The sequence below is a fragment of the Pseudomonas sp. Root401 genome, from assembly GCF_001425105.1.
GTDB lineage: Bacteria > Pseudomonadota > Gammaproteobacteria > Pseudomonadales > Pseudomonadaceae > Aquipseudomonas > Aquipseudomonas brassicacearum.
In genome coordinates this window covers 23757-44893 of record NZ_LMDO01000007.1, presented here as the reverse complement: position 1 = coordinate 44893, position 21137 = coordinate 23757, and the positions used below count along the sequence as shown (strand labels likewise).

Here is a 21137-nt window from a genome sequence, read left to right as displayed (position 1 = left end):
GTGAAAGACTCCTGGGGTCAAGGCGCTCCGTGCCAGGCGGGTGTGCCCGTGGCGGATAGCCGAGCAATTTTCATGCCCTGCGCCACGGCGTCTTGCCGCGCCAGCTGGTGCCTGCGCGCGCGTGTGCGCAGTGCCGGTCGGTCGGGACCTGGAGCAATAGCCTGCGCCGCATTGGTGCATTTTTCCCTACGTCAAATGACGTATGCGCTTACGTCAGGCTGCGTATACCCGTCGTCGAGACGCCCCTCCATGCTGATACCACCACCGTTGCTGGCCGCCATAGGGCGTACCACCAGCGTCACCGCAGAGGAGTAGCAGCATGCAACCACCATTGATCCGGACTAAAGGCTTGTTGCCGCGCCGCTTGGCGCTAGGGGCGGCGGCCCTGTCGTTACTGGCTGCCAGTGTGTTCAGCCAGGGTGTATGGGCGGACGAGGCCAACAGCACCGGCCTGGCGGTGACCGCCACTGAAGTCACGGTCGGCCAGTTGCACTCGGCCACCGGCACCATGGCGATTTCCGAGACCGGTTCGATCCAGGCCGAACGCTTGGCCATTGAGCAGATCAACGCTTCAGGCGGCATCCTCGGTCGGCAGATCAAGGTGATCCAGGAAGACGGCGCCTCCGACTGGCCGACCTTCGCCGAGAAGGCCAAGAAGCTCCTGGTCAACGACAAGGTGGCCACGGTGTTCGGCTGCTGGACCTCGGCCTCGCGCAAGGCTGTGCTGCCGATCTTCGAGAAGGAAAACGGCCTGCTCTACTACCCGACTTTCTACGAGGGGCTGGAGCAGTCGAAGAACGTGATCTACACCGGCCAGGAAGCCACCCAGCAAATCCTCGCCAGCCTCGACTGGATCGCCAAGACCAAAGGCGCCAAGACCTTCTACCTGGTGGGGTCGGACTATATCTGGCCACGCACCTCGATGAAGATTGCCCGCAAGCACATTGAAAACGTGCTGCACGGTACCGTGGTTGGCGAAGACTACTACCCCTTGGGCAACACCCAGTTCGGTTCGCTGATCAACAAGGTCAAGCTGAAGAAACCCGACGTGGTGTTCGCCGCCGTGGTGGGTGGCTCCAACGTGGCTTTCTACAAACAACTCAATGCGGCGGGCGTCAATTCGGCCAAGCAGACCTTGCTCACGCTCTCGGTCACCGAAGATGAATTGCTGGGCATCGGCGGCGAGAACATGGCCGGTTTCTATGCCTCGATGAAGTACTTCCAGAGCCTGGACAACCCCAACAACAAAGCCTTCGTCGACGCCTTCAAGGCCAAGTACGGCAAGGATTCGGTGATCGGCGACGTGACCCAGGCCGCGTATCTGGGCCCATGGTTGTGGAAGGCTGCGGTGGAAAAGGCCGGCAGTTTCGATGTCGACAAAGTGGTTGCAGCTTCGCCGGGCATCGAGCTGAAAACCGCGCCTGAAGGCTACGTCAAAGTGCATGAAAACCATCACCTGTGGAGCAAGACCCGCATCGGTGAAGTGCAGCCCGATGGCCAGTTCAAGGTGGTGTACGAGTCTGATCTGATCGAACCGAATCCTTTCCCTAAAGGTTACCAGTAAGGGCTGGCGCCATCACAGGCAAGCCAGCTCCTACGGGCGTTGTGTAGGAGATGGCTGGCTGGCGATGGGGGCCCAACGGTTTTCCACGTCCTCCCTCCAAGCAGGAGTCCATCATCATGGAATGGCTATCGGAATTTGGTGCCATCGCGGCGATGCAGGGGTTCAACGGCTTGTCCGTGTTCTGCGTGCTGCTGTTGATGGCATTGGGGCTGGCGATCATTTTCGGCCAGATGGGGGTCATCAACATGGCCCACGGCGAGTTCCTCACGATCGGCGCCTACACCACCTATGTCTGTTCGAGCCTGACCAGTCATTTCGCCCCATGGTTTCAACCCTATTATTTTTTCATCGCCATCGCCTTGTCGTTTCTGGTGGCCGGGGCCATCGGCTGGCTGGTGGAGTGGGCGATGATCAGTCGGCTCTACAAGCGTCCGCTGGACACGCTGCTGGCGACTTGGGGGCTGTCCCTGGTGATGCAGCAGACCTTCCGTTCGGTGTTCGGCGCCCGTGAAGTCAGCGCCACGCCGCCGGAGTGGCTGATGGGCTCGTTCAACTTCACCGAGTCCATCGAGATCCCGCGCAACGGTCTGTTCATGATGGCCCTGACCCTGCTGCTCACTGGGGCCATTTTTCTCTTGCTCTACCGCTCACGCTGGGGTCTGCAAGTACGGGCTACGGTACAGAACCGGTTGATGAGCCGTGCCGTGGGCATCAATACGCGCAAGGTCGATCGCATGACCTTTGCCCTCGGTTGTGGTGTCGCGGGGGTGGCCGGCGCGGCCTTTACCACCATTGGCTCCACCGGGCCCACCGCGGGCTCGCAGTACATCGTCGACACCTTCCTGGTGGTGGTCTTCGGCGGCGCACAAAGCCTGTTCGGCACTATTGCGTCGGCGTTCGTCATTGCCCAGACCCAATCGATCTCGGAGTTTTTCCTCAGTGGTTCGATGGCCAAGGTACTGACCCTGTCCGGGGTGATCCTGATCCTGATGTTGCGCCCTCAAGGGTTGTTCTCCATCAAAGTGCGCAAGTAGAGGCAAGCCGATGAAGCTTTTAGACAAGATGCTGGCGGGCAAGCGGAACCTGTTGGGCGTTGCCCTGTTGGCGCTGCTGATTTTCGTGGTCTTCCCGCTGACCCTGGATGCCTTTCGCCTGAACATGGTGGGCAAGTACCTGACCTATGCCTTCGTCGCTGTCGGCCTGGTGTTGTGTTGGGGCTATGGCGGCATTCTCAGCCTCGGGCAGGGGGTGTTTTTCGGCGTCGGCGGCTACTGCATGGCGATGTTTCTCAAGCTCGAAGCCTCCGACCCGCAGAGCACCAAAATCCAGTCGACGCCGGGCATTCCGGATTTCATGGATTGGAACCAGATCACCGAACTGCCGTGGCTCTGGGTGCCGTTCCACAGTTTCAGCTTCACCCTGTTGGCGGTGATCCTGGTGCCGGTAGTGCTGGCCTTCATCATTGGCATGGCGCTGTTCAAGCGGCGGGTGGGGGATGTTTATTTCTCCATCGTCAGCCAGGCCATCGCGCTGATCCTCACGGTGCTGATCGTCGGCCAGCAGGGCCTGACCGGCGGGGTCAACGGCATCACCGATCTCAAGACGCTGCTCGGCTGGGATCTGCGCAGCGACAGCGCCAAGTTGCTTTTGTACTTCATTAACGCGGCTCTGCTGTTCGGCTGCATTTTCATCGGCCGCTTCGTCCTCGCGTCTAAGCTCGGGCGGCTGCTGATGGCGATGCGCGACAAAGAGGAGCGGGTGCGTTTCTCCGGTTATGACGTGGCCAGTTTCAAGATTTTCGTGTTCTGCATCGCCGCTGCCTTCTCGGCCATTGGCGGCGCCATGTTCGCCTTGCAGGTGGGCTTCATGTCGCCTTCGTTCGTCGGCATCGTGCCGTCCATCGAGATGGTGATCTTTGCCGCCGTCGGCGGGCGCATGTCGCTGCTCGGCGCGGTGTATGGGGCTTTGCTGGTGAACTACGGCAAGACCTATTTCTCCGAGTCCTTCCCCGAGCTATGGCTGTACCTGATGGGCGGGCTGTTCATTGCCGTGGTCATGTACTTTCCCAATGGCTTGGCCGGACTCTGGGACAGCCATGGTCGCCAGGCCCTTGGCCGTTTATTGCGGCGTACCCCGCAGCAAGCCGCCGTTGCCGCACCCCTGCCGGAGACGCCGCGCACTGCGCCGCCGACCCCGGCTCCTGAACGTCCTTCGCTGGAGACGCAGCCATGACCGCCGTGGGTTTTCAAATGAACAAGCCGGTGCTGGTTATCGAGGGGCTGACGGTGTCCTTCGACGGTTTCAAGGCCGTGGACAACCTCAACCTGTACATCGACCGCAATGAAGTACGGGTGGTGATCGGGCCCAACGGCGCAGGCAAGACCACGGTGCTCGACCTGATCTGCGGCAAGACCCGCGCCACCAGCGGCAGCATCCAGTTCGATGGTAAGGAGCTGACCAAGATGCGCGAGTACAACATCGTCCGTGCCGGCGTCGGGCGCAAATTCCAGAACCCGTCGATCTACGAAAACCTCACGGTGTTCGAGAACCTGGAGATGTCCTACCCGGCGGGGCGCAAGGTGTTTGGCGCGTTGTTCTTCAAACGCAGTGCCGCGGTGATTGCCCGGGTTGAAGAGGTGGCGCGGGAGATCTTTCTCGGCGAGCTGTTGCAGCAGCAGGCCGACCTGCTGTCCCACGGCCAGAAGCAGTGGCTGGAGATCGGCATGCTGCTGATGCAGAACCCTGACCTGTTGATGCTCGATGAACCGGTCGCCGGGATGAGCGTCAACGAGCGCGTACAGACTGCGGAGCTGCTCAAGCGCATCAGCCAGGGACGCTCGGTGCTGGTGATCGAACACGACATGGAGTTCGTCAAGAGCATCGCCCATAAGGTCACGGTGCTGCACCAGGGCAAGGTCCTGGCCGAGGGCAGCATGGAGTCGGTGCAGAACAACCCGAAAGTCATCGAAGTCTATTTAGGCCATTGAGGAAGCAGGCATGTTCAACGTAGACAAGCTGTCCTGTGGTTACGGCCAGAGCCAGATCCTCCACGACCTCGACCTGGCCGTGGCCAAACGCGAAATCGTCGCCGTGATGGGGCGCAACGGTATGGGCAAGACCACGCTGTTCAAGAGCTTGATGGGCATCCTTCCGCAGTGGCGGGGGCAGGTCAGCGTCGATGGCCAGGAAGTCTCGAACCTGGAAACCCACGAGCGGGTGGAGCACGGCATCGCCTATGTGCCTCAGGGACGGATGATTTTCCCCAGCATGACGGTGTTGGAAAACATTCAGACCGGCCTGCCGGCATCGGCCCGGGGCCAGGTGCCCGAAGACCTTTATGCGTTGTTTCCGGTACTCCACGACATGCGCTCGCGCAAGGGTGGCAACCTTTCGGGCGGGCAACAGCAGCAGCTGGCCATTGCCCGGGCGCTGGCGACCAATCCCAAGGTGTTGTTGCTCGATGAACCCACCGAGGGCATCCAGCCGTCGATCATCAAGGACATCGCCCGCACGTTGAAAGAGATCCGCCACCTGCGCGACCTGACCATTGTGGTCTCCGAGCAGGTGCTGTCATTCACCCTGGAAATCGCCGACCGCTTCCTGGTGATCGAGAAGGGTCGCTTCGTGATTGAGGAGACCCGGGACAAGGTCGACGAAGCCACCATCAGTCGCTACCTCTCCGTGTAGGCGCGATCGGCCCCCTTTGTAACAGCTGGCAAGACAGCTCAAAGGGGTACGTCATCCAACGTATTGGCCGATTCGTGCCGCCATTCGAGACTGGTTCCAACGCGGTACATCCCTAATGTTCAGGAGCTTCGCCATGACCGATACCTTGATCAAAGTCGACCTCAACCAGCCCGCCACCGAGAACGAACAGATCCACAACCGCTGGCATCCGGACATTCCCATGGCTTGCTGGGTCAAGCCGGGGGATGACTTTATTCTCGAGACTTACGACTGGACCGCCGGCGCGATCAAGAACAACGACGACGCCTCGGATGTGCGTGACGTCGACCTGTCCACCGTGCACTACCTGTCCGGTCCGGTGGGCGTGCATGGCGCCGAGCCGGGGGATCTGCTGGTGGTCGACCTGCTGGACATCGGCGCCAAGGCCGAATCGATGTGGGGTTTCAACGGTTTCTTCTCGCGGCAGAACGGTGGCGGATTCCTCACGGATCACTTTCCCAGCGCACAGAAAGCCATCTGGGATTTCAAAGGCATGTTCACCAGCTCGCGGCACATTCCCGGGGTCAACTTTGCCGGCCTGATCCACCCCGGATTGATCGGTTGCCTGCCCGACCCGGTAATGCTCGGCGACTGGAACCGCCGCGAGCAGGAACTGATCGACACCGACCCGACCCGCGTACCGCCCCTGGCCAACGCCCCGCTGGCCGCCACTGCACACATGGGCAAGCTCAAGGGCCAGGCGCGGGATGATGCCGCAGCCACCGGCGCACGCACCGTGCCGCCGCGCGAACATGGCGGTAACTGCGATATCAAGGACCTGTCCCGGGGTTCGAAGATTTTCTTCCCGGTCTACGTCAAAGGCGCCGGGTTGTCGGTGGGGGATCTGCACTTCAGTCAGGGCGACGGCGAGATCACTTTTTGCGGCGCAATCGAGATGGCCGGCTGGGTGCATATGAAAGTCGAGCTGATCAAGGGCGGCATGGCCAAGTACGGGATCAAGAACCCGGTGTTCAAACCCAGCCCGATCATCCCGACCTACCAGAACTACCTGATCTTTGAAGGTATCTCGGTGGATGAATCCGGCAAACAGCACTACCTGGACGTCAATATCGCATACCGCCAGGCCTGCCTGAATGCGATCAACTACTTGACCAAGTTTGGTTATTCGCCCGCCCAAGGCTATGCACTGTTGGGCTCTGCGCCGGTGCAAGGGCATATCAGCGGCGTGGTCGACATCCCCAACGCCTGCGCGACCCTCTGGTTACCCACCGAAATCTTCGAGTTCGACATCAACCCCAACGCCAACGGCCCCATCAAACACCTCGATGGCAGTATCGATCTGCCGATCGCCCCGGACCTGTGAGACACGCCCGAGCTCGATCAATGTCTGGAGAGCGCCATGCCGACTTATGAGTACGAATGCCAAACCTGTGGCTCTTTCACAATGTTGCGGCCCATGGCCCAACGGCACGAGTCGTGCCAGTGCCCGTCTTGCGCGGGCCCAGGAGGGCGCTTGCTGTTGTCTGCGCCAGCACTGACGACGTTGTCGAGCAGTCAACGCCAGGCCATGGCGACCAACGAGCGAAGTGCCCACGCGCCGCAGACGCTTGGCGAGTACCAGCAGAACCGTCGTCACCCCAGTGGGTGCAGTTGTTGCGCACCGAGCAAACCGCTCGCCCCGACCAAAGAAAATCCACAGGGGCTCAAGCGTAAAACCGGCTCCAGACCTTGGATGATCAGCCATTAACGGAGGTAAATTTCATGCGTCATGGTGATATTTCCAGCAGCCCGGACACCGTGGGTGTCGCGGTCGTCAATTACAAAATGCCGCGGCTGCATACAAAAGCCGAGGTCATTGAAAACGCCCGCAAGATTGCCGACATCATCACCGGTATGAAACGCGGTCTCCCCGGCATGGACCTGGTGGTGTTTCCTGAATACAGCACCATGGGCATCATGTACGACCACGATGAGATGATGGCGACTGCCGCCAGTATTCCAGGCGAAGAGACGGCGATCTTTTCCGCCGCGTGCCGTGCGGCAGACACGTGGGGGGTGTTTTCACTGACCGGTGAGCGGCATGAGGAACATCCCCACAAAGCCCCGTACAACACGTTGGTGTTGATCAATAACCAGGGCGACATCGTCCAGAAGTACCGCAAGTGCATTCCCTGGTGCCCCATTGAAGGCTGGTATCCGGGTGACCGGACCTATGTCTGCGAGGGTCCCAAGGGCCTGCAAATCAGCTTGATCATTTGTGATGACGGCAACTACCCGGAGATCTGGCGCGACTGTGCAATGAAAGGGGCTGAGTTGATCGTCCGTTGCCAGGGCTATATGTACCCGGCCAAAGAGCAGCAGGTGATGATGTCCAAGAGCATGGCCTGGGCCAATAATTGCTATGTGGCAGTGGCCAATGCGGCCGGCTTCGATGGGGTTTATTCCTACTTTGGTCACTCGGCGATTATTGGCTTCGACGGTCGCACCCTGGGCGAATGCGGTGAAGAGGAAATGGGCATTCAGTACGCACAATTATCCGTTTCGCAAATCCGCGATGCGCGAGCGAACGACCAATCACAGAATCATTTGTTCAAGCTGCTGCATCGCGGTTACACCGGAGTCTATAACTCCGGGGACGGCGACAAGGGCGTGGCTGACTGCCCGTTCGACTTTTACCGCACCTGGGTACTGGATGCACAGAAAGCCCGGGAAAACGTCGAAAAACTGACCCGTAGCACCGTCGGCGTGGCTCATTGCCCGGTGGGAGAGATTCCCCACGACGGTAAAGAAAAACACGCAGGCTAAACCATGCCTTTCGTGAATGATCGCATCGACCCAAACCCCCCACAGCCCAGCCTGACCAGCGCATCACCGGCAGCAGATGTGTTCACCTCACGCTTCGTCTTCAATCCCGCCCAAGTCATGGCGTTGTTGCGCAGTCGAATTGTCGGCCAAGAACACGCCATGAGCGCGGTCGAGGCGTTGCTGAACGTGGTTAAGGTCGATATTGGTGAACGTGAGAGACCGTTGACGGTGAACCTGTTCATGGGGCCGACCGGTGTCGGCAAGACCGAAATCGTCCGTCTGCTGGCACTGGCCATACACGGTCGCGCCGATGCTTTTTGTCGCATCGACATGCACACCTTGGCCCAGGAGCATTACTCGGCGGCGCTCACCGGAGCGCCACCTGGTTATGTGGGGAGTAAAGAGGGCGTCAGTCTGTTCAATAGCGAATTGATTCAAGGCACCTACAGTCGCCCAGGCATCGTGCTGTTCGATGAATTGGAAAAGGCCAGCAAGGAAGTGGTGCGCAGCTTGTTGGGCATTCTTGAGAACGGCCAACTGACCTTGGCGGGCGGTAGCCGAACGCTGGATTTTCGCAATAGCCTGATCTTCATGACCAGCAACATTGGTGCCCGGCAAGCGAGCACCTACAGGGAACGTTTTTCACGCGGTTGGCGGCGCTGGCTCGGCATCGCCCCACAAGGTGAGCAGGCTATGTTGGAGCGAGCGTTGCACGCCTGGTTCGAACCGGAATTTCTAAACCGTATTGATCGCATCCTGGTTTTCCAACGCATCGAAACCCAATGGCTGGAAGCGTTGTTGCAGATCGAACTGAACAAACTCAACCAACGGCTCGGTCAGCATCGCCGTACGCTGGTCCTGGACGTTGCGGCAAGCGACTGGCTGTGCCGAAAGCATGACCCACGCTTTGGTGCTCGGGCCCTGACAAGGCGAGTGCGGGTCGGGCTGGAGCCTGCCATCGCTGAGTGTCTGCTGGCTTATCCGCAGGCAATGCAGATGACTGCGACGGTCGAATCAAACAGGCTCACGGTTGCTCCATTGTCGTAAGAGACGACACCGGATTGCGGTTTGATGCTATAGCCTCGGGAATCGCTGTCGCACTACGCTGGGTGACGATGCGCATCACCCAGCGTGTTGGCTTTTACAGCGTCGGGCTTTTTCATGTCTGCGATTTTCGCTTCTGAAAGTTAAAACTGGATCTTACTGGCGCAGTTGTCTTGGGGATGCGTTCAACAGGCGGCGCATAAGTCGCCGCAGGGCCGTGGCATCCTGGTATCCCACCTGCTCGGCGATAGATTCAACGGAGTGTCTACTGGTTTCCAGTAGCACGCGGGCCCTGTTCAGTTGCACACGCTGGATCAAATATTGGGTTGAAAGGCCGGTTGCTTTTCGAAGGTGGCGGGACAGCGTTCGCTCAGACATGCCCACGTACGCCGCAAGGCTCGGAACGCTGGGAGGATGGGGCAGGCAGGCTTCTATGTAGTCGGTGAGGTTGGCGACCAGTGTATTGCCCCGTGCCATGATCGCTGGGTTGATGAATGGGGATTGCAACTGTCGGCCGTCGAGTAGAAGAGCCTTGCCCACATAGTCGGCGAGCGTCGGCGACAGGCGTCTGCGCAGCAGGTGCAGCATCAGGTCAGTTTGCGCGAAGGCTGCGCCAGCGGTCGTCAAGGGTGGGTCGCAAAGCACCATGACGTTGGGGTCGACAATGCAGTCCGGCGCAATGCTCGACAGCCAAGGGGCGAGCCACCAGGAGGTCGTTACCTTCCGACCGTCCAATAATCCTGCGGCATGCAGGAGAAAGACAGCCGAGCACGAGGCGGCAATCTCCTTGCCTTCATTCACATGTGCCCTCAGCGCTGGCAGTGTCTGAAGTACCCAGTCTTCCCCCAGACGCAGCAGTAGCGCGTCGAAGTCGCTGATGCCAAGACCCGGAATGACCCAGCAGGAGTTGTCCTCGGCGTCTGTCGTCAGTTCGTCGACCAACAGTTGCATGCCTTGCCCTAGCGTAATCAGCCCTGGCTGCGGCCCGCAAACTCGCCAGCGTGGCACGGCAAGGCCTTGCCGCTGCGCAAGTGTCGCGGCGGAGCCGAGGATGTCCAGGGTGGCCGCCACGCTTGAGGCGAACGACCCGGGAAAGACTAGAACAGTGAAATCGTACATTGTCCGATTATGCCCGAAAGAAGGCAAATCGGTCACTTATGGAGTGGAGAGATAACTGGCCCAATGGCGCTTCCAATTAACAGTGAGGTTTTGCCATGCCAAACATCTTGATCAAGGTGCCTACGGGAGCTTTCAGTCAGCCACAGCGCCAACAGTTGCTTCGAAGCGTGAGCGACGTGGCAATGCTTAATGAACACATGGGCGATGCCCCTCAGCAGCGTGCTTTGTGCTGGGTGCTCATTGAGGAAATTCAGGCTGATGAATGGTTCTGTGGAGGCGTTGCTCCTCATGCCAGGGCCGTTCCATGCATTGTCATCGTCAAGGTGCCTGCCGGCGTTCTTGATGCACCGATGCGCCAGCGCTACGTACGTGAATTGCATTGCGCAATACAGTCGAGCCTGGCAACGGAGGATCAGCGCCAGTTGCTGACCTCAATACAGATCCAGGATGTTGTCGATGGCACTTGGGGGGCGAACGGTGATATTTGGCATTTGGCCGACTTCACCCGTGCAGCCGGGTACGGACATCTCGCTCCCTAGGCTATAGGCCTTCCAGAAAGTGCAATGCCTGGTGACCGTCTTATTGCAGAGTGTTGACGTGTGTATAAGCATGCACATATAGTCGGTTGCATGACTGATCGAATCCTTCACCGAACCCGCGCAATTGACGCTGCCATCGAGTCGCTCGATGGCGCTTTCTTCAAGGCGCTTTGCGAGCCTTCGCGTGTCGCTGTGCTCAAGCGTGTGATGCAATTGGGGCGCGCCGATATCGGCGAGATTGCCCAAGGATTGCCCCAGGAACGTTCAGTGGTTTCCCGACATCTGCAAGTGCTGTTAGAGGCAGGTATTGTCCGCGGCACCAAGGTCAGCAGGCAGATGTTCTACGAGGTGGACGGTCCGGCGGTGGTGGCACGCCTCGAAGCCATTCTTGAGCATATGAAAAGCCTGACCCCGTTCTGTTGCCCAGGTACGTCCTGATATTTTTTTGTCTTGTAGTGTGCATGAGTGTGCATATATGAATGTAATGAATGAAATTCTGGATGTCATCGTGATTGGCGCTGGCCAGGCAGGATTAGCCTGTGGTTGGCACTTGCAGCAGCACAACCTCAGGTTCCTGATTCTGGATGCTGAGCGATCTGCGGGAGGGAATTGGCGCAACTACTACGACAGCCTGAAGCTTTTTTCTCCAGCGGCTTACTCGTCATTGCCAGGCATGCGCTTCCCGGCGGAACCTGATCATTACCCGCTTCGTGATGAGGTCGTGCGCTATCTGGAAGACTATGCAAAGGCATTCAAATTGCCAGTTCGTCAGTCCACCCGCGTACAGCATGTACGCAGAGAGCACGGGCTGTTTCGGCTTCAGACCGACGATGGGGAAAATTTTTGCTCCAAGGCGCTGATCGTCTGCACGGGTGGATTCAATCAACCTTCCATTCCAGATATTCAAGGGCTGCAGGGCTTCCTCGGGCGCAGTTTGCACAGCGCGCAATATCGAAATGCCGATGGCTTTGGTGGGCAGCGAGTGGTTGTGGTCGGTGCTGCAAACTCGGCTGTTCAAATTGCTTATGAACTGGCCCATGTGGGCAAAGTCGTGCTGGCCAGCAGGGAGCCGATTCGGTTTTTTCCGCAAAAGATCCTCGGCCTGGATTTTCATGGGTGGCTGAAGTGGTCAGGGTTGGAAAAGACCCGTTGGTTGAGCGATCAAAGTACGCCGGTGCTCGATGACGGCATCTATCGTCGAGCCCTCAAGCAACGGCTTTTCGAGCGCAAGCCGATGTTCGAGGCGATAACACCAACCGGCGTGATCTGGGCTGATGGGCAGCACACTGAGGTGGATAGTTTGGTGTTTGCTACAGGATTTCGCCCGAACCTGAAATTTTTGAGCGGGTTGGAATGCCCGGGCGGTGAATATTGGGCTCATCGTAACGGGCAGGCGAAGCACCTGCCTGGGTTGTATTTTGTCGGTCTGCCGAAACAACGGAATTTTGCTTCAGCGACACTTAGGGGCGTCGGCCAGGATGCGGCCTACATCATGCCCAGCTTGATGCGATCTGTTCGCAATGTGCCTGTTTAGCAGGCAACTTTCGAGTTTTTCCGAAGGGAGGGGTTTATCTATTATTCGTAAAATCATATATTCGAAAAACCGTATATGAGTCGAGACTTCACAATGACCAGCAAAGCCCGTGTTCTGTCCGCTGAGAATCGATATGGCTGACCATCTGACACCGACCGCTGTTTTCAAATGCCTGGCTGATGACACCCGCGTGCGCACCATGCTGCTCATCACTCGTGAAGGAGAGCTTTGTGTTTGCGAGCTGACCTGCGCGTTGAACGAGAGTCAGCCAAAGGTCTCCAGGCACCTGGCGCAGTTGCGCACTTGCGGCCTGCTTTCTGACCGTCGGCAAGGCCAATGGGTGTATTACCGACTGCACCCGAATCTCCCCGATTGGGTTCATCAAGTGCTGACCACTACGCTGGAAAGCAACAAGCACTGGTTAAGCCCTGATGCCAAACGCCTTGATGGAATGGGTGATCGCCCTGAGCGTGCAGCCGTGTGCTGTGAAAGGCAGACCGCCTGATTACGCTGATTGGCACGCTGTAGCCTCAGGAACAATGATCATGAGTAACAGGAGCTCTTCCTTCCTGCATCGGCCAGTTCGACAGCCAATCGAACGCCCACTGACAACAGAGCACAACAACATGGCTATCAAAGTTGGCATCAATGGATTTGGTCGGATCGGTCGCCTCGCTCTGCGGGCTGCCTGGAGTTGGCCTGAGTTTGAATTCGTGCAGATCAACGATCCAGCGGGTGACGCGGCCACTCATGCTCACCTGATCAACTTCGACTCGGTGCACGGCCGTTGGAACAACGAAGCCCGCGCCGAAGGCGACAGCGTCGTCATCGACAATAAGCGGATCAAAGTCACGGCCAACAAGGCGATCGCCGACACAGATTGGTCGGGCTGCGATCTGGTGATTGAAGCCAGCGGCAAGATGAAAACCGTCGCGGTGCTGCAGGCTTACCTGGACCAGGGGGTCAAGCGTGTGGTGGTGTGCGCGCCGGTGAAGGAAAAAGGCGCGTTGAACGTCGTCATGGGCGTCAACCAGCACCTGTTCGACCCGGCGCAGCACCGCATTGTCACCGCCGCCTCGTGCACCACTAATTGCCTGGCCCCAGTCGTGAAAGTCATCCACGAAAAGCTGGGCATTCGCCACGGTTCGATCACCACCATTCACGATCTGACCAACACCCAGAGCATTCTCGATCAGCCACACAAGGATCTGCGTCGTGCGCGGGCCTGCGGCATGAGCCTGATTCCAACCAGTACCGGCTCGGCCACCGCCATTGCCGAAATCTTCCCGGAGCTGCGTGGGCGCCTCAATGGTCACGCCGTACGTGTGCCGCTGGCCAATGCTTCGCTGACTGATTGTGTCTTTGAAGTCGAACGGGCCACCACCGTCGAAGAGGTCAATCAGTTGCTCAAGGACGCTGCCGAGAATGAGCTCAAAGGCATCCTCGGTTTCGAGGAGCGCCCGCTGGTGTCCATCGACTACCGTACCGACCCGCGTTCATCGATCATCGATGCGCTGTCGACCATGGTCATCAACGGCACCCAGGTCAAACTTTACGCCTGGTATGACAACGAGTGGGGCTATGCCAACCGCACGGTCGAACTGGCCAAAATGGTCGGCCTGGCAGTCTGAGGAGCGGCCATGAAAGCGTTGTCCGCCCTCGCTCCGCAAGTGCGGCAGTACCTGCTCGTGACGGGCAACTACTGGGCCTTCACCCTCACCGACGGCGCTTTGCGCATGTTGGTGGTGCTGCACTTTCACGCGTTGGGCTACAGCCCGCTGCAAATCGCGGCGTTGTTTCTGTTCTACGAACTCTTTGGCGTGATCACCAACCTGGTGGGTGGTTACCTCGGCGCCCGGCTGGGCCTGAACCGAACCATGAACATCGGGCTGGGCCTCCAGGTGGCGGCGCTGTTGATGCTGACAGTGCCGGTAGCTTGGCTGACCATCCCTTGGGTAATGGGGGCTCAGGCGTTGTCCGGAGTCGCCAAGGACCTGAACAAGATGAGCGCCAAAAGCTCCATCAAGCTTCTGGTCCCCGATGGGCAACAGGGCAAACTCTACAAATGGGTGGCGATCCTCACTGGCTCGAAGAACGCGCTCAAGGGTGTCGGCTTCTTTCTTGGTGGCGCCTTGCTGGCAGGGGTCGGTTTCAAAGGCGCCTTGCTGGCCATGGCGGGTGGCCTGGCGCTGATTTGGATCAGTAGCCTGGTCCTGTTGAAGAAGGACCTGGGCAAGGCCAAAGCCAAGCCAAAGTTTCGTGACATCCTGTCCAAGAGCCGGGCGATCAACATCCTTTCGGCGGCGCGGATGTTTTTGTTCGGCGCCCGCGATGTCTGGTTCGTGGTGGCTTTGCCGGTGTACCTGAGCAGCGTGTTCGGCTGGGACTTCTGGAAGGTTGGCGGCTTCCTGGCGGCCTGGGTGATTGGCTACGGCATCGTCCAGTCCTTCGCGCCCAACATCACTGGAAAAAAACGAGGTCACGTGCCGGATGGTCGTGCGGCGTTTCTGTGGGCACTTGCACTGGCGGGTCTGCCCGCGGCCATTGCCCTCGGTCTGGACACCGGGCTGTCGCAACAAATGGTGCTGTTGGGTGGGCTGATGGTTTTTGGTGCGTTGTTCGCCGTGAATTCGTCGCTGCACAGCTACCTGATCGTGTCCTACGCCAAGGAAGACGGCGTGTCGCTGGATGTGGGGTTTTATTACATGTCGAACGCCATGGGGCGCTTGATCGGCACCGTGCTCTCTGGCTGGATTTACCAGGTGTTTGGATTAGGCGCATGCCTTTGGATATCAAGCGCATTCGTGTTGCTGGCCGCCTTGATTTCCATCGCTTTACCCAGGCATGCCGAGGCGATATGAAGCCGCCAGGCAGGACGGCATGAACCTCATCGGGCTACGTGCATGTGGAGGAACTGGCAGGGCCCGCCGTCGAAATCCAGCCCTGAATATCCGCAACCGTCGGAATCCTTCCGCTGCTGACTACCTTCTCGTTGATCACCAGAGCCGGCGTGGAGAGGATGTCATAAGTCATCATCTTGCCCATGTCGGTGATCTTTTCGAATTCGGCCTGGATATTGAGATTCTGCGCAGCTTGACGGGCTGCGGCCTCCAGTTTCTTGCAGTTGGCGCATCCTGAACCGAGGATTTTGATGTTCAGCATTTGGAAGCTCCCTGGTGTGAAAGTCAGCTTGCTGTTTGTTGACGCTGAGAACGGATCAACTGGCAGATTGCAGCGGTCATGACCAGCGCGACCGCCACCCCTGCACCAAGGGTGCGCCAGCCGGTGCCATCGACCCAGGCACCGTAGAGCAGGCCTGCCACGATGCTGAACGACGCGACTAATCCAACGTAGGCGGCGGTCTTCTTGCGACCAATCACAGCCACCACCATGAGCATGCTCTGCAAGCTAAGTTCAGGATCTGCCATCAGATAGGCCAGGAGCGGGCCAGGATGCATACCAAGATCAAGGAACATGCGGGCGACGGGTACTTCTACCAAGGTTGGGAAGTACATGAACACGCCGAACCCTACTGCTATGGCATTGGCGAGCACCGAGTTGCTGCCTGCAAGGCTTTCAATCCACTCGGGTTGAATAACCTGGCGAACCATGCCGACGATGAACACCCCCACCACCAGCACAATAAATATCTGCTTGACGAAGCGCCAGGCTTCCCACAGCCAGCCTTGCCAGTCTTCGGCTGGCAGTTTTCGGGCAAAGTACCAAACAGACAATAGGGCCAGTGCGACACCGAATACTCGACCCGTGAAGATGAACACCAACATGCCAGGTTCTGGCGTCAGGCGCATCGAGGCGATCAGCAAAGTACTGGCGGTCAGACCCAGTGCAACCCATGTCCAGCTGTTGGCACCTTCGGTGATGTTATCCAGACCACGCTTGGCCGTGGCGGCAATCATCAGGAGCAGGGCGATGAGTACAGACCCCTGCAAGCTCACGCCTTCTTCTCCTTTGCTGGCGTCATAGGGAACCCAGTCAAACAGGGTGTCCTGCCACGCCTGGGCCCAGACAAGCGGGACTTTGATACTGAACAGGTCTGCGGTCAGGGGCCACAGTCTCAAGGTGCCCGCGATCAGCAGGGCCACCAGAGATAGGAGGATGCCCAGGGCAGGCCCGGAAATGCTGGCCTTCTCTGCGAACAGGGCATCTGCCTGTGCATCGTGGGTCAGGTCGTCTTTCCAGAATAGAGTCGCCATTATCAAGCCAATACCGATGCCGAAGATCAGGCAGAGAATCAAACGGGCAATTGCAAACTCTGCTCCCAGAATGTTGCCGGTATAGGCGAGGGCCATGATATTTCCTGCCGGGGCAAAAAACAGAAAGGTGATCGCCGGGCCGATACCCGCGCCTTTGCGGTAAACGCCCGCGAACAAAGGAACAATGGTGCATGAGCAGACGGCGATCAGTGACCCGGCCAATGCCGCCGCAGGGTAGGAAACATAGACAGGTGCATGCCGTCCCAGCCAGTGAGTGATGCTGGCTTTGGGAATAAGTGCTGCCATGGCCCCGGCAATGAAAAACGCTGGCAACAGACAAAGCAGGACGTGGGCCGCCAAGTAGGAAGCCAGACTGCCAGCTCCACCATTGATTAACTTAAGCAAAAGGTCCATGGCAAACCCTGGAACATGACCATTAAAAGCCAGGTTCCAAGGTATTTGTTGTGCGCTGAACGGGCTTGACGTAGATCAGTTGCATGCTGAAAAACTTTACGTCATTCGCTAGACCACTGCACGGCGCGGCCCAGCGCAAAGCAAATCATTCACTGAGCTGTAGCCAGGGTGAAGCTTGGACGTCGATAGCAGGATAGGGCGGCGCTCTGAATCAACGCCGACGGTCTGCCCGCCCGCGTACCATTTTGCAGAAAACCAGTATCGTGCGAGCTTCACCTGGGTACTAAGGTCTACCTGACCTTTTACGCATAGATCCTCCCGTTCCTCGGCTGACCTCAAAGGATCCTTCTTTGCGCTGGGCAGGCCATCTTGATATGAAGGGTGACTCGCTTTTAGCGAAAGCGTCTACGCAGCTCTTCGCAAAGAAGTAATAAGGACATTGCGTGCTACAAAAAGTGATTCTGCTGATTCTGATCGTCAGCTTGAGCGGCTGCATGGCCACCGCGATGCGGATGGATTACGACAAGCACCGATGCCCCTACATCGGCCTGCGGTTTGACTGGTGGCTGGTGGGCACGTCCAAGGGAAAGCTGATCCCATTCTTGCTTATCGACGCGCCGTTTTCATTGGTGGTCGATACCGTATTCTTCCCCTTCGAATACCAGTACAGCTGCAACCTCTAAGCGACAGAGATTTTTACGTGTCGGGGGATTTGTGGTTACTGTTGGCGTTGGTTCGCGGCCAGGCCTGTCCGCGAACCCGGATTCAGACATAGCGCTTTTCTAAAGTAGAGGGATCCTCATGAAAGCCGTAGTTTACGAAGCCTTTTCCCAACCCCCACGTTTGATGACCGTCGAAGACCCGACCCCCGAGCGTCACGGTGTGGTGGTTCAGGTCCTTGGCACGGGCGTCTGCCGAAGCGACTGGCATGGCTGGAAAGGTCATGATCCTGATATTCAGTTGCCCCATGTCCCGGGTCACGAATTGGCGGGGATCGTGGCGGAGGTGGGGAGGGATGTCACTCGGTGGAAGGTGGGCGATCGCATTACCGTGCCTTTTGTCGGTGGCTGTGGGGCTTGCCCGGAATGCAATAGCGGCAACCAGCAGGTGTGCCACAGCCAGTTTCAGCCGGGCTTCACCCATTGGGGGTCTTTCGCCGAGTATGTGGGGATTCACAAGGCGGATTTGAACCTGGTCGCGTTGCCTGAAAACATGGATTTCGCCACGGCGGCGAGCCTGGGCTGTCGTTTCGTCACCTCGTTCCGTGCGGTTGTCGATCAAGGCAAGGTCTCGGCGGGCCAGTGGGTCGCGGTTCATGGCTGTGGCGGTGTGGGGTTGTCCGCGGTGATGATCGCCAACGCTATCGGGGCGAACGTTATCGCCATCGATATTTCCGACGACAAGCTCAAGCTTGCCCAGTCACTTGGTGCCGTCGCGACGGTCAACGCAAGCCGCGTGGCGGATGTCACCGAGGCGGTACTCGAGATTACGAAGGGCGGCGCTCACGTTTCGCTGGATGCCCTGGGTCATCCAACGACCTGCTTCAACTCCATCAATAATCTCAGACGGCGCGGCAAGCATGTCCAGGTCGGCTTGATGCTGGCCGACCACAGCACGCCAGCGATCCCCATGAGCAAGGTCATTGCCTACGAGCTGGAGATCTGTGGCAGCCATGGCATGCAGGCTCACCGTTACGGCGCGATGATGGAAATGATCACGTCTGGCAAGCTGGCGCCTGACAAATTGGTCGGTAAGACCATCAGCCTCGAACAATCCATTGATGCGCTCATGAACATGGATCGGTTTGACACGGCAGGGGTGACGGTGGTGACGCAGTTCTAGGTGTTCGTCGACGGTTGGCCGAGGGATTGCCGATAATGCGCTTCGTCGACTTCGGTCAAGGTTGCATAACCATCGTAGTGATAGATGCGATGTTGGTCACGGGCGTAGCGGTCATCCAGGAATTGGAGGGTCGTCAGGTCGATCCGCTTGGCGCTCAGCGGGCGTCGGTGGCAGAACAACTTGCGCGTGCCCAGTTGCAGGAAGTCGGGATGGGGCACGCGGACTTCATCAGGGTCGAATGCCACATCCAGCGGCTTGCCTTCCGAGAGAATCAGGGTAGGGCTGATGGCATAGGTGCCGAGAATGCGGGTGTCCGAGGGATGTAGCCGCTTTTTCGCCTCGCCGTAGTAATACACCGCATCCCGATCCTTGGCCCAACCATGACCGCAGGACTCGAACGTGGCCGCTTGCGCCTTACGAATCGGCTCCGGGACGTGGTAAAAAATCCGCTGACAGAACACCGTCTTACCGTCAGTCAGGTAGGGCGCACCCAGTGAGCGGAAATGCTCCGCGGGTTCCTGGGAAAACCGTTCGGGCACCTCGGATTCGGCGTTATGAAACGGGATCAGATACAAGCCCTGGGCATCGCCGCACAGGTGCGTGTCCAGCAGTTTGAAACTCGCCGCGTCCAGCCCGTTGATCACGCGGCCATGGAAATACACCTGGCGGCCCAGCTCGAAACCCTGGCCGATGGCACGCAAGGGCAGGGTTTCTGCAGGTGTTTGCGCTGCTTCAGGCAGGGCCTGTAGACGGTGCCACCAATAGTCCTTCAACTGCGGATGGGCTTCGAAGTAAGGAGCCCATGCCTGTTGCATGGCCGCATCGATGATGCCGCCAGAGCCCAGCGGGCCGTGCTTGTCACCGACCAGCACGGGCGCGTAATCCTGGTCATTGCGATAGAGCTGGGTCACTACGAAGCTTTCCACGTCGACATCAAGGCGTTTCTGGCGCCTGTAGACGTGCTGATGATCACGGTAATAGTCGAACCCCAAGTGGCGAAAACTCGGACCATGGGCATCACGCAAACGGGTTCCGGCGGCGTAGACGAACGTGTCGTCCACGGCAAAATAGTCATGCTCGCGTTCGCTGGCGCTGACCACGCGGCCGCACTCATCAAACACTGGCTGCCAGCATTTGAGCAGGTGGAAATCGCCAACGTAGCGAATGCTCTTGCCGGTCAGGTAATAGGCGCGGTGTCGATCTTTGGCGTAGCGCTCGTTAAGCATGGTGAAGGTTGTCAGGTCGGCATTGTCGATGCGGTAGAAGTATTCATAGGAAATGCTCGAACCTTGCTGCGCTTGCACGATGATCGACTGCCCATCGGTGCCCCAGCGATGGGCGAGCATCTGGAAGTCGTCGGGATTTTCGATCGGCAGCGGCGTGCCGTCCTTCTGGTGCAGGGGTTTGAAGCCCTTGTAGACCTGATTGTCGATCACTCGATAGGACGGGTGGTTGCAATAGCGCACCCGCGGCGTGGCGCTGGCGATAAATTGCCCTTGCAGGAAGATATTCACTCCGTCGCTGAACAGGGCAGACGCTGAAGTCACCGAGGCTGGCGACGCTGGCAACAGGGCCAGGCTGTCGGGGCGTGCCTCGGGGATTTGGCTGATCGCGTAGTCGCCGAACCAATAGGCGCCGGTTGCGTCGCGCCAGTACTGGTGGCCGAGGCTTTCCAGGCCGTTGTCGAAGCGAAACGGCAGGGCCTGCAGCGCGTGGTAGCCATGGCGCTCCCGGTAGGCTGGAAGCAGGTAGTAATCGCGCAGCGTGTCGCGCAAGACCCAAAGGTTGCGTCGATGTCGCCAAACCGGCTGACCGGCAAGCAAGGGCGAGGGCGGATAATGCCCAGCGCTGGCAGACTGTGCTATCGCGCTGGGGTATGCACCTTCGGGGTTGAGCATGATGTACACATCAGGCACTTGCCCGTCGCCCAGCAGCACACCGTCGACGAAGGCGAAACCTTGATGCCATTCAAGTTGCAGCGGCTCCCAGTCAGCAATAGCCGTCTCTATGTCAGTCATGTTATTGCGTCTTGAACGTCTGATGGTTGGCCAAGGACTACAAGTTTTGCAGCGAGCTCGATCCCTGGCGAGGCAGGCTCAAGAGTGTATACTTTGGCAAATTTTGTCAAAAAACAGGCAAAGCCATGAGTACCATGAACATCTCCCTGCCGGACGCTCTCAAATCTTTTATAGATGATCAGGTTAGCCTGCGAGGCTACAGCACCAGTAGCGAATATGTGCGGGAGCTGATTCGCAAGGATCAGGATCGGCAGCATCTGCGCGGCCTGGTACTGGCCGGGGCTGAGTCGGCTCCCACTGCTCCTGTGAATGGCGACTACTTCGAATCTCTACGGGCCAAGGTGCGCAAGGGGTGAG

At 58.5% G+C, this 21137-nt stretch carries 22 protein-coding genes; 18 read left to right on the top strand and 4 right to left on the bottom strand.

What is annotated here, in order from left to right:
* Positions 1–319 precede the first annotated feature (319 nt).
* From urtA to ASC85_RS07145, 9 genes are all read left to right on the top strand, one after another.
* Positions 320–1564, top strand: coding sequence for an urea ABC transporter substrate-binding protein (gene urtA, locus ASC85_RS07180; protein WP_003203587.1), 1245 nt, complete (start codon positions 320–322; stop codon positions 1562–1564).
* Positions 1565–1680: 116 nt separating this feature from the next.
* The gene (gene urtB / locus ASC85_RS07175) at positions 1681–2598 is read left to right on the top strand and encodes an urea ABC transporter permease subunit UrtB (protein WP_057448796.1); all 918 of its coding nucleotides are present in this window, start codon (positions 1681–1683) and stop codon (positions 2596–2598) included.
* Positions 2599–2608: 10 nt separating this feature from the next.
* Positions 2609–3796: an urea ABC transporter permease subunit UrtC gene (gene urtC / locus ASC85_RS07170; RefSeq protein WP_014337574.1), complete on the top strand. Its 1188-nt coding sequence runs from the start codon at positions 2609–2611 to the stop codon at positions 3794–3796.
* Complete coding sequence (urtD, locus tag ASC85_RS07165; RefSeq protein WP_003203582.1) at positions 3793–4551, top strand: urea ABC transporter ATP-binding protein UrtD; 759 nt, start codon at positions 3793–3795, stop codon at positions 4549–4551. Before urtC ends, urtD begins: the two co-directional genes overlap by 4 nt.
* A gap of 10 nt (positions 4552–4561) precedes the next feature.
* Positions 4562–5251 carry an urea ABC transporter ATP-binding subunit UrtE gene (gene urtE, locus ASC85_RS07160; protein ID WP_013693772.1) on the top strand — a complete coding sequence of 230 codons (690 nt, stop codon included), beginning with the start codon at positions 4562–4564 and terminating at the stop codon, positions 5249–5251.
* Between the two features lie 133 nt (positions 5252–5384).
* On the top strand, positions 5385–6614 hold the full coding sequence (gene fmdA, locus ASC85_RS07155) for a formamidase (RefSeq protein ID WP_057448795.1): 1230 nt from the start codon (positions 5385–5387) through the stop codon (positions 6612–6614).
* A 36-nt stretch (positions 6615–6650) separates the two neighbouring features.
* Positions 6651–6998 (top strand): FmdB family zinc ribbon protein, encoded by a 348-nt coding sequence (locus ASC85_RS30925; protein WP_082534334.1) that lies wholly within the window; start codon positions 6651–6653, stop codon positions 6996–6998.
* 14 nt (positions 6999–7012) lie between these two features.
* Positions 7013–8056: an aliphatic amidase gene (locus ASC85_RS07150; RefSeq protein ID WP_057448794.1), complete on the top strand. Its 1044-nt coding sequence runs from the start codon at positions 7013–7015 to the stop codon at positions 8054–8056.
* Positions 8057–8059: 3 nt separating this feature from the next.
* A complete protein-coding gene (locus ASC85_RS07145; RefSeq protein WP_057448793.1) occupies positions 8060–9103 on the top strand; it encodes an AAA family ATPase in 1044 nt (347 codons plus the stop codon).
* A gap of 153 nt (positions 9104–9256) precedes the next feature.
* Here ASC85_RS07145 and ASC85_RS07140 read toward each other — a convergent pair whose 3' ends face one another.
* Positions 9257–10219 carry a GlxA family transcriptional regulator gene (locus ASC85_RS07140; RefSeq protein WP_057448792.1) on the bottom strand — a complete coding sequence of 321 codons (963 nt, stop codon included), beginning with the start codon at positions 10217–10219 and terminating at the stop codon, positions 9257–9259.
* 95 nt (positions 10220–10314) lie between these two features.
* Between ASC85_RS07140 and ASC85_RS07135 the strand changes: the two genes are divergently transcribed.
* The 6 genes from ASC85_RS07135 (at position 10315) to arsJ (ending at position 15153) form a co-directional block, all read left to right on the top strand.
* A complete protein-coding gene (locus ASC85_RS07135) occupies positions 10315–10758 on the top strand; it encodes a tautomerase family protein (RefSeq protein ID WP_057448791.1) in 444 nt (147 codons plus the stop codon).
* A 90-nt stretch (positions 10759–10848) separates the two neighbouring features.
* Positions 10849–11196, top strand: a complete 348-nt coding sequence (locus ASC85_RS07130; protein WP_057448790.1) for an ArsR/SmtB family transcription factor — start codon at positions 10849–10851, stop codon at positions 11194–11196.
* A 37-nt stretch (positions 11197–11233) separates the two neighbouring features.
* On the top strand, positions 11234–12292 hold the full coding sequence (locus tag ASC85_RS07125) for a flavin-containing monooxygenase (protein WP_057448789.1): 1059 nt from the start codon (positions 11234–11236) through the stop codon (positions 12290–12292).
* A 133-nt stretch (positions 12293–12425) separates the two neighbouring features.
* The gene (locus tag ASC85_RS30920) at positions 12426–12797 is read left to right on the top strand and encodes a metalloregulator ArsR/SmtB family transcription factor (protein ID WP_082534333.1); all 372 of its coding nucleotides are present in this window, start codon (positions 12426–12428) and stop codon (positions 12795–12797) included.
* A 121-nt stretch (positions 12798–12918) separates the two neighbouring features.
* Positions 12919–13923: an ArsJ-associated glyceraldehyde-3-phosphate dehydrogenase gene (locus ASC85_RS07115; protein WP_057448787.1), complete on the top strand. Its 1005-nt coding sequence runs from the start codon at positions 12919–12921 to the stop codon at positions 13921–13923.
* Positions 13924–13932: 9 nt separating this feature from the next.
* The gene (arsJ, locus tag ASC85_RS07110; protein ID WP_057448786.1) at positions 13933–15153 is read left to right on the top strand and encodes an organoarsenical effux MFS transporter ArsJ; all 1221 of its coding nucleotides are present in this window, start codon (positions 13933–13935) and stop codon (positions 15151–15153) included.
* A 34-nt stretch (positions 15154–15187) separates the two neighbouring features.
* Here the strand turns inward: arsJ and ASC85_RS07105 are convergent, their stop codons facing one another.
* Positions 15188–15454, bottom strand: coding sequence for a thioredoxin family protein (locus tag ASC85_RS07105; protein ID WP_057448785.1), 267 nt, complete (start codon positions 15452–15454; stop codon positions 15188–15190).
* 23 nt (positions 15455–15477) lie between these two features.
* The gene (locus ASC85_RS07100; protein ID WP_057448784.1) at positions 15478–16920 is read right to left on the bottom strand and encodes a permease; all 1443 of its coding nucleotides are present in this window, start codon (positions 16918–16920) and stop codon (positions 15478–15480) included.
* Positions 16921–17363: 443 nt separating this feature from the next.
* Between ASC85_RS07100 and ASC85_RS07095 the strand changes: the two genes are divergently transcribed.
* Positions 17364–17603, top strand: coding sequence for a YceK/YidQ family lipoprotein (locus tag ASC85_RS07095; RefSeq protein WP_057448783.1), 240 nt, complete (start codon positions 17364–17366; stop codon positions 17601–17603).
* Between the two features lie 118 nt (positions 17604–17721).
* On the top strand, positions 17722–18762 hold the full coding sequence (locus tag ASC85_RS07090) for a zinc-dependent alcohol dehydrogenase family protein (RefSeq protein ID WP_057448782.1): 1041 nt from the start codon (positions 17722–17724) through the stop codon (positions 18760–18762).
* Here the strand turns inward: ASC85_RS07090 and ASC85_RS07085 are convergent.
* Complete coding sequence (locus tag ASC85_RS07085; protein WP_057448781.1) at positions 18759–20780, bottom strand: DKNYY domain-containing protein; 2022 nt, start codon at positions 20778–20780, stop codon at positions 18759–18761. The two genes, ASC85_RS07090 and ASC85_RS07085, sit on opposite strands and share 4 nt — an antisense overlap.
* 125 nt (positions 20781–20905) lie before the next feature.
* On the opposite strand from ASC85_RS07085, the gene ASC85_RS07080 reads away from it, so the two are divergent.
* Positions 20906–21136, top strand: coding sequence for a type II toxin-antitoxin system ParD family antitoxin (locus ASC85_RS07080; RefSeq protein WP_024617907.1), 231 nt, complete (start codon positions 20906–20908; stop codon positions 21134–21136).
* The last annotated feature ends 1 nt before the right edge of the window (position 21137 follow it).

Bases quoted from the DNA above. Each gene is read 5' to 3' on its own strand.
- urtB (WP_057448796.1), top strand. From the start codon at position 1,681: ATGGAATGGCTATCGGAATTTGGTGCCATCGCGGCGATGCAGGGGTTC.
- ASC85_RS07090 (WP_057448782.1), top strand. From the start codon at position 17,722: ATGAAAGCCGTAGTTTACGAAGCCTTTTCCCAACCCCCACGTTTGATG.
- ASC85_RS07150 (WP_057448794.1), top strand. From the start codon at position 7,013: ATGCGTCATGGTGATATTTCCAGCAGCCCGGACACCGTGGGTGTCGCG.
- ASC85_RS07105 (WP_057448785.1), bottom strand. From the start codon at position 15,454: ATGCTGAACATCAAAATCCTCGGTTCAGGATGCGCCAACTGCAAGAAA.
- ASC85_RS30925 (WP_082534334.1), top strand. From the start codon at position 6,651: ATGCCGACTTATGAGTACGAATGCCAAACCTGTGGCTCTTTCACAATG.
- urtC (WP_014337574.1), top strand. From the start codon at position 2,609: ATGAAGCTTTTAGACAAGATGCTGGCGGGCAAGCGGAACCTGTTGGGC.
- ASC85_RS30920 (WP_082534333.1), top strand. From the start codon at position 12,426: ATGGCTGACCATCTGACACCGACCGCTGTTTTCAAATGCCTGGCTGAT.
- ASC85_RS07135 (WP_057448791.1), top strand. From the start codon at position 10,315: ATGCCAAACATCTTGATCAAGGTGCCTACGGGAGCTTTCAGTCAGCCA.
- ASC85_RS07115 (WP_057448787.1), top strand. From the start codon at position 12,919: ATGGCTATCAAAGTTGGCATCAATGGATTTGGTCGGATCGGTCGCCTC.
- ASC85_RS07085 (WP_057448781.1), bottom strand. From the start codon at position 20,780: ATGACTGACATAGAGACGGCTATTGCTGACTGGGAGCCGCTGCAACTT.
- arsJ (WP_057448786.1), top strand. From the start codon at position 13,933: ATGAAAGCGTTGTCCGCCCTCGCTCCGCAAGTGCGGCAGTACCTGCTC.
- ASC85_RS07080 (WP_024617907.1), top strand. From the start codon at position 20,906: ATGAGTACCATGAACATCTCCCTGCCGGACGCTCTCAAATCTTTTATA.
- urtE (WP_013693772.1), top strand. From the start codon at position 4,562: ATGTTCAACGTAGACAAGCTGTCCTGTGGTTACGGCCAGAGCCAGATC.
- ASC85_RS07130 (WP_057448790.1), top strand. From the start codon at position 10,849: ATGACTGATCGAATCCTTCACCGAACCCGCGCAATTGACGCTGCCATC.
- fmdA (WP_057448795.1), top strand. From the start codon at position 5,385: ATGACCGATACCTTGATCAAAGTCGACCTCAACCAGCCCGCCACCGAG.
- urtD (WP_003203582.1), top strand. From the start codon at position 3,793: ATGACCGCCGTGGGTTTTCAAATGAACAAGCCGGTGCTGGTTATCGAG.
- ASC85_RS07125 (WP_057448789.1), top strand. From the start codon at position 11,234: ATGAATGTAATGAATGAAATTCTGGATGTCATCGTGATTGGCGCTGGC.
- ASC85_RS07140 (WP_057448792.1), bottom strand. From the start codon at position 10,219: ATGTACGATTTCACTGTTCTAGTCTTTCCCGGGTCGTTCGCCTCAAGC.
- urtA (WP_003203587.1), top strand. From the start codon at position 320: ATGCAACCACCATTGATCCGGACTAAAGGCTTGTTGCCGCGCCGCTTG.
- ASC85_RS07145 (WP_057448793.1), top strand. From the start codon at position 8,060: ATGCCTTTCGTGAATGATCGCATCGACCCAAACCCCCCACAGCCCAGC.
- ASC85_RS07100 (WP_057448784.1), bottom strand. From the start codon at position 16,920: ATGGACCTTTTGCTTAAGTTAATCAATGGTGGAGCTGGCAGTCTGGCT.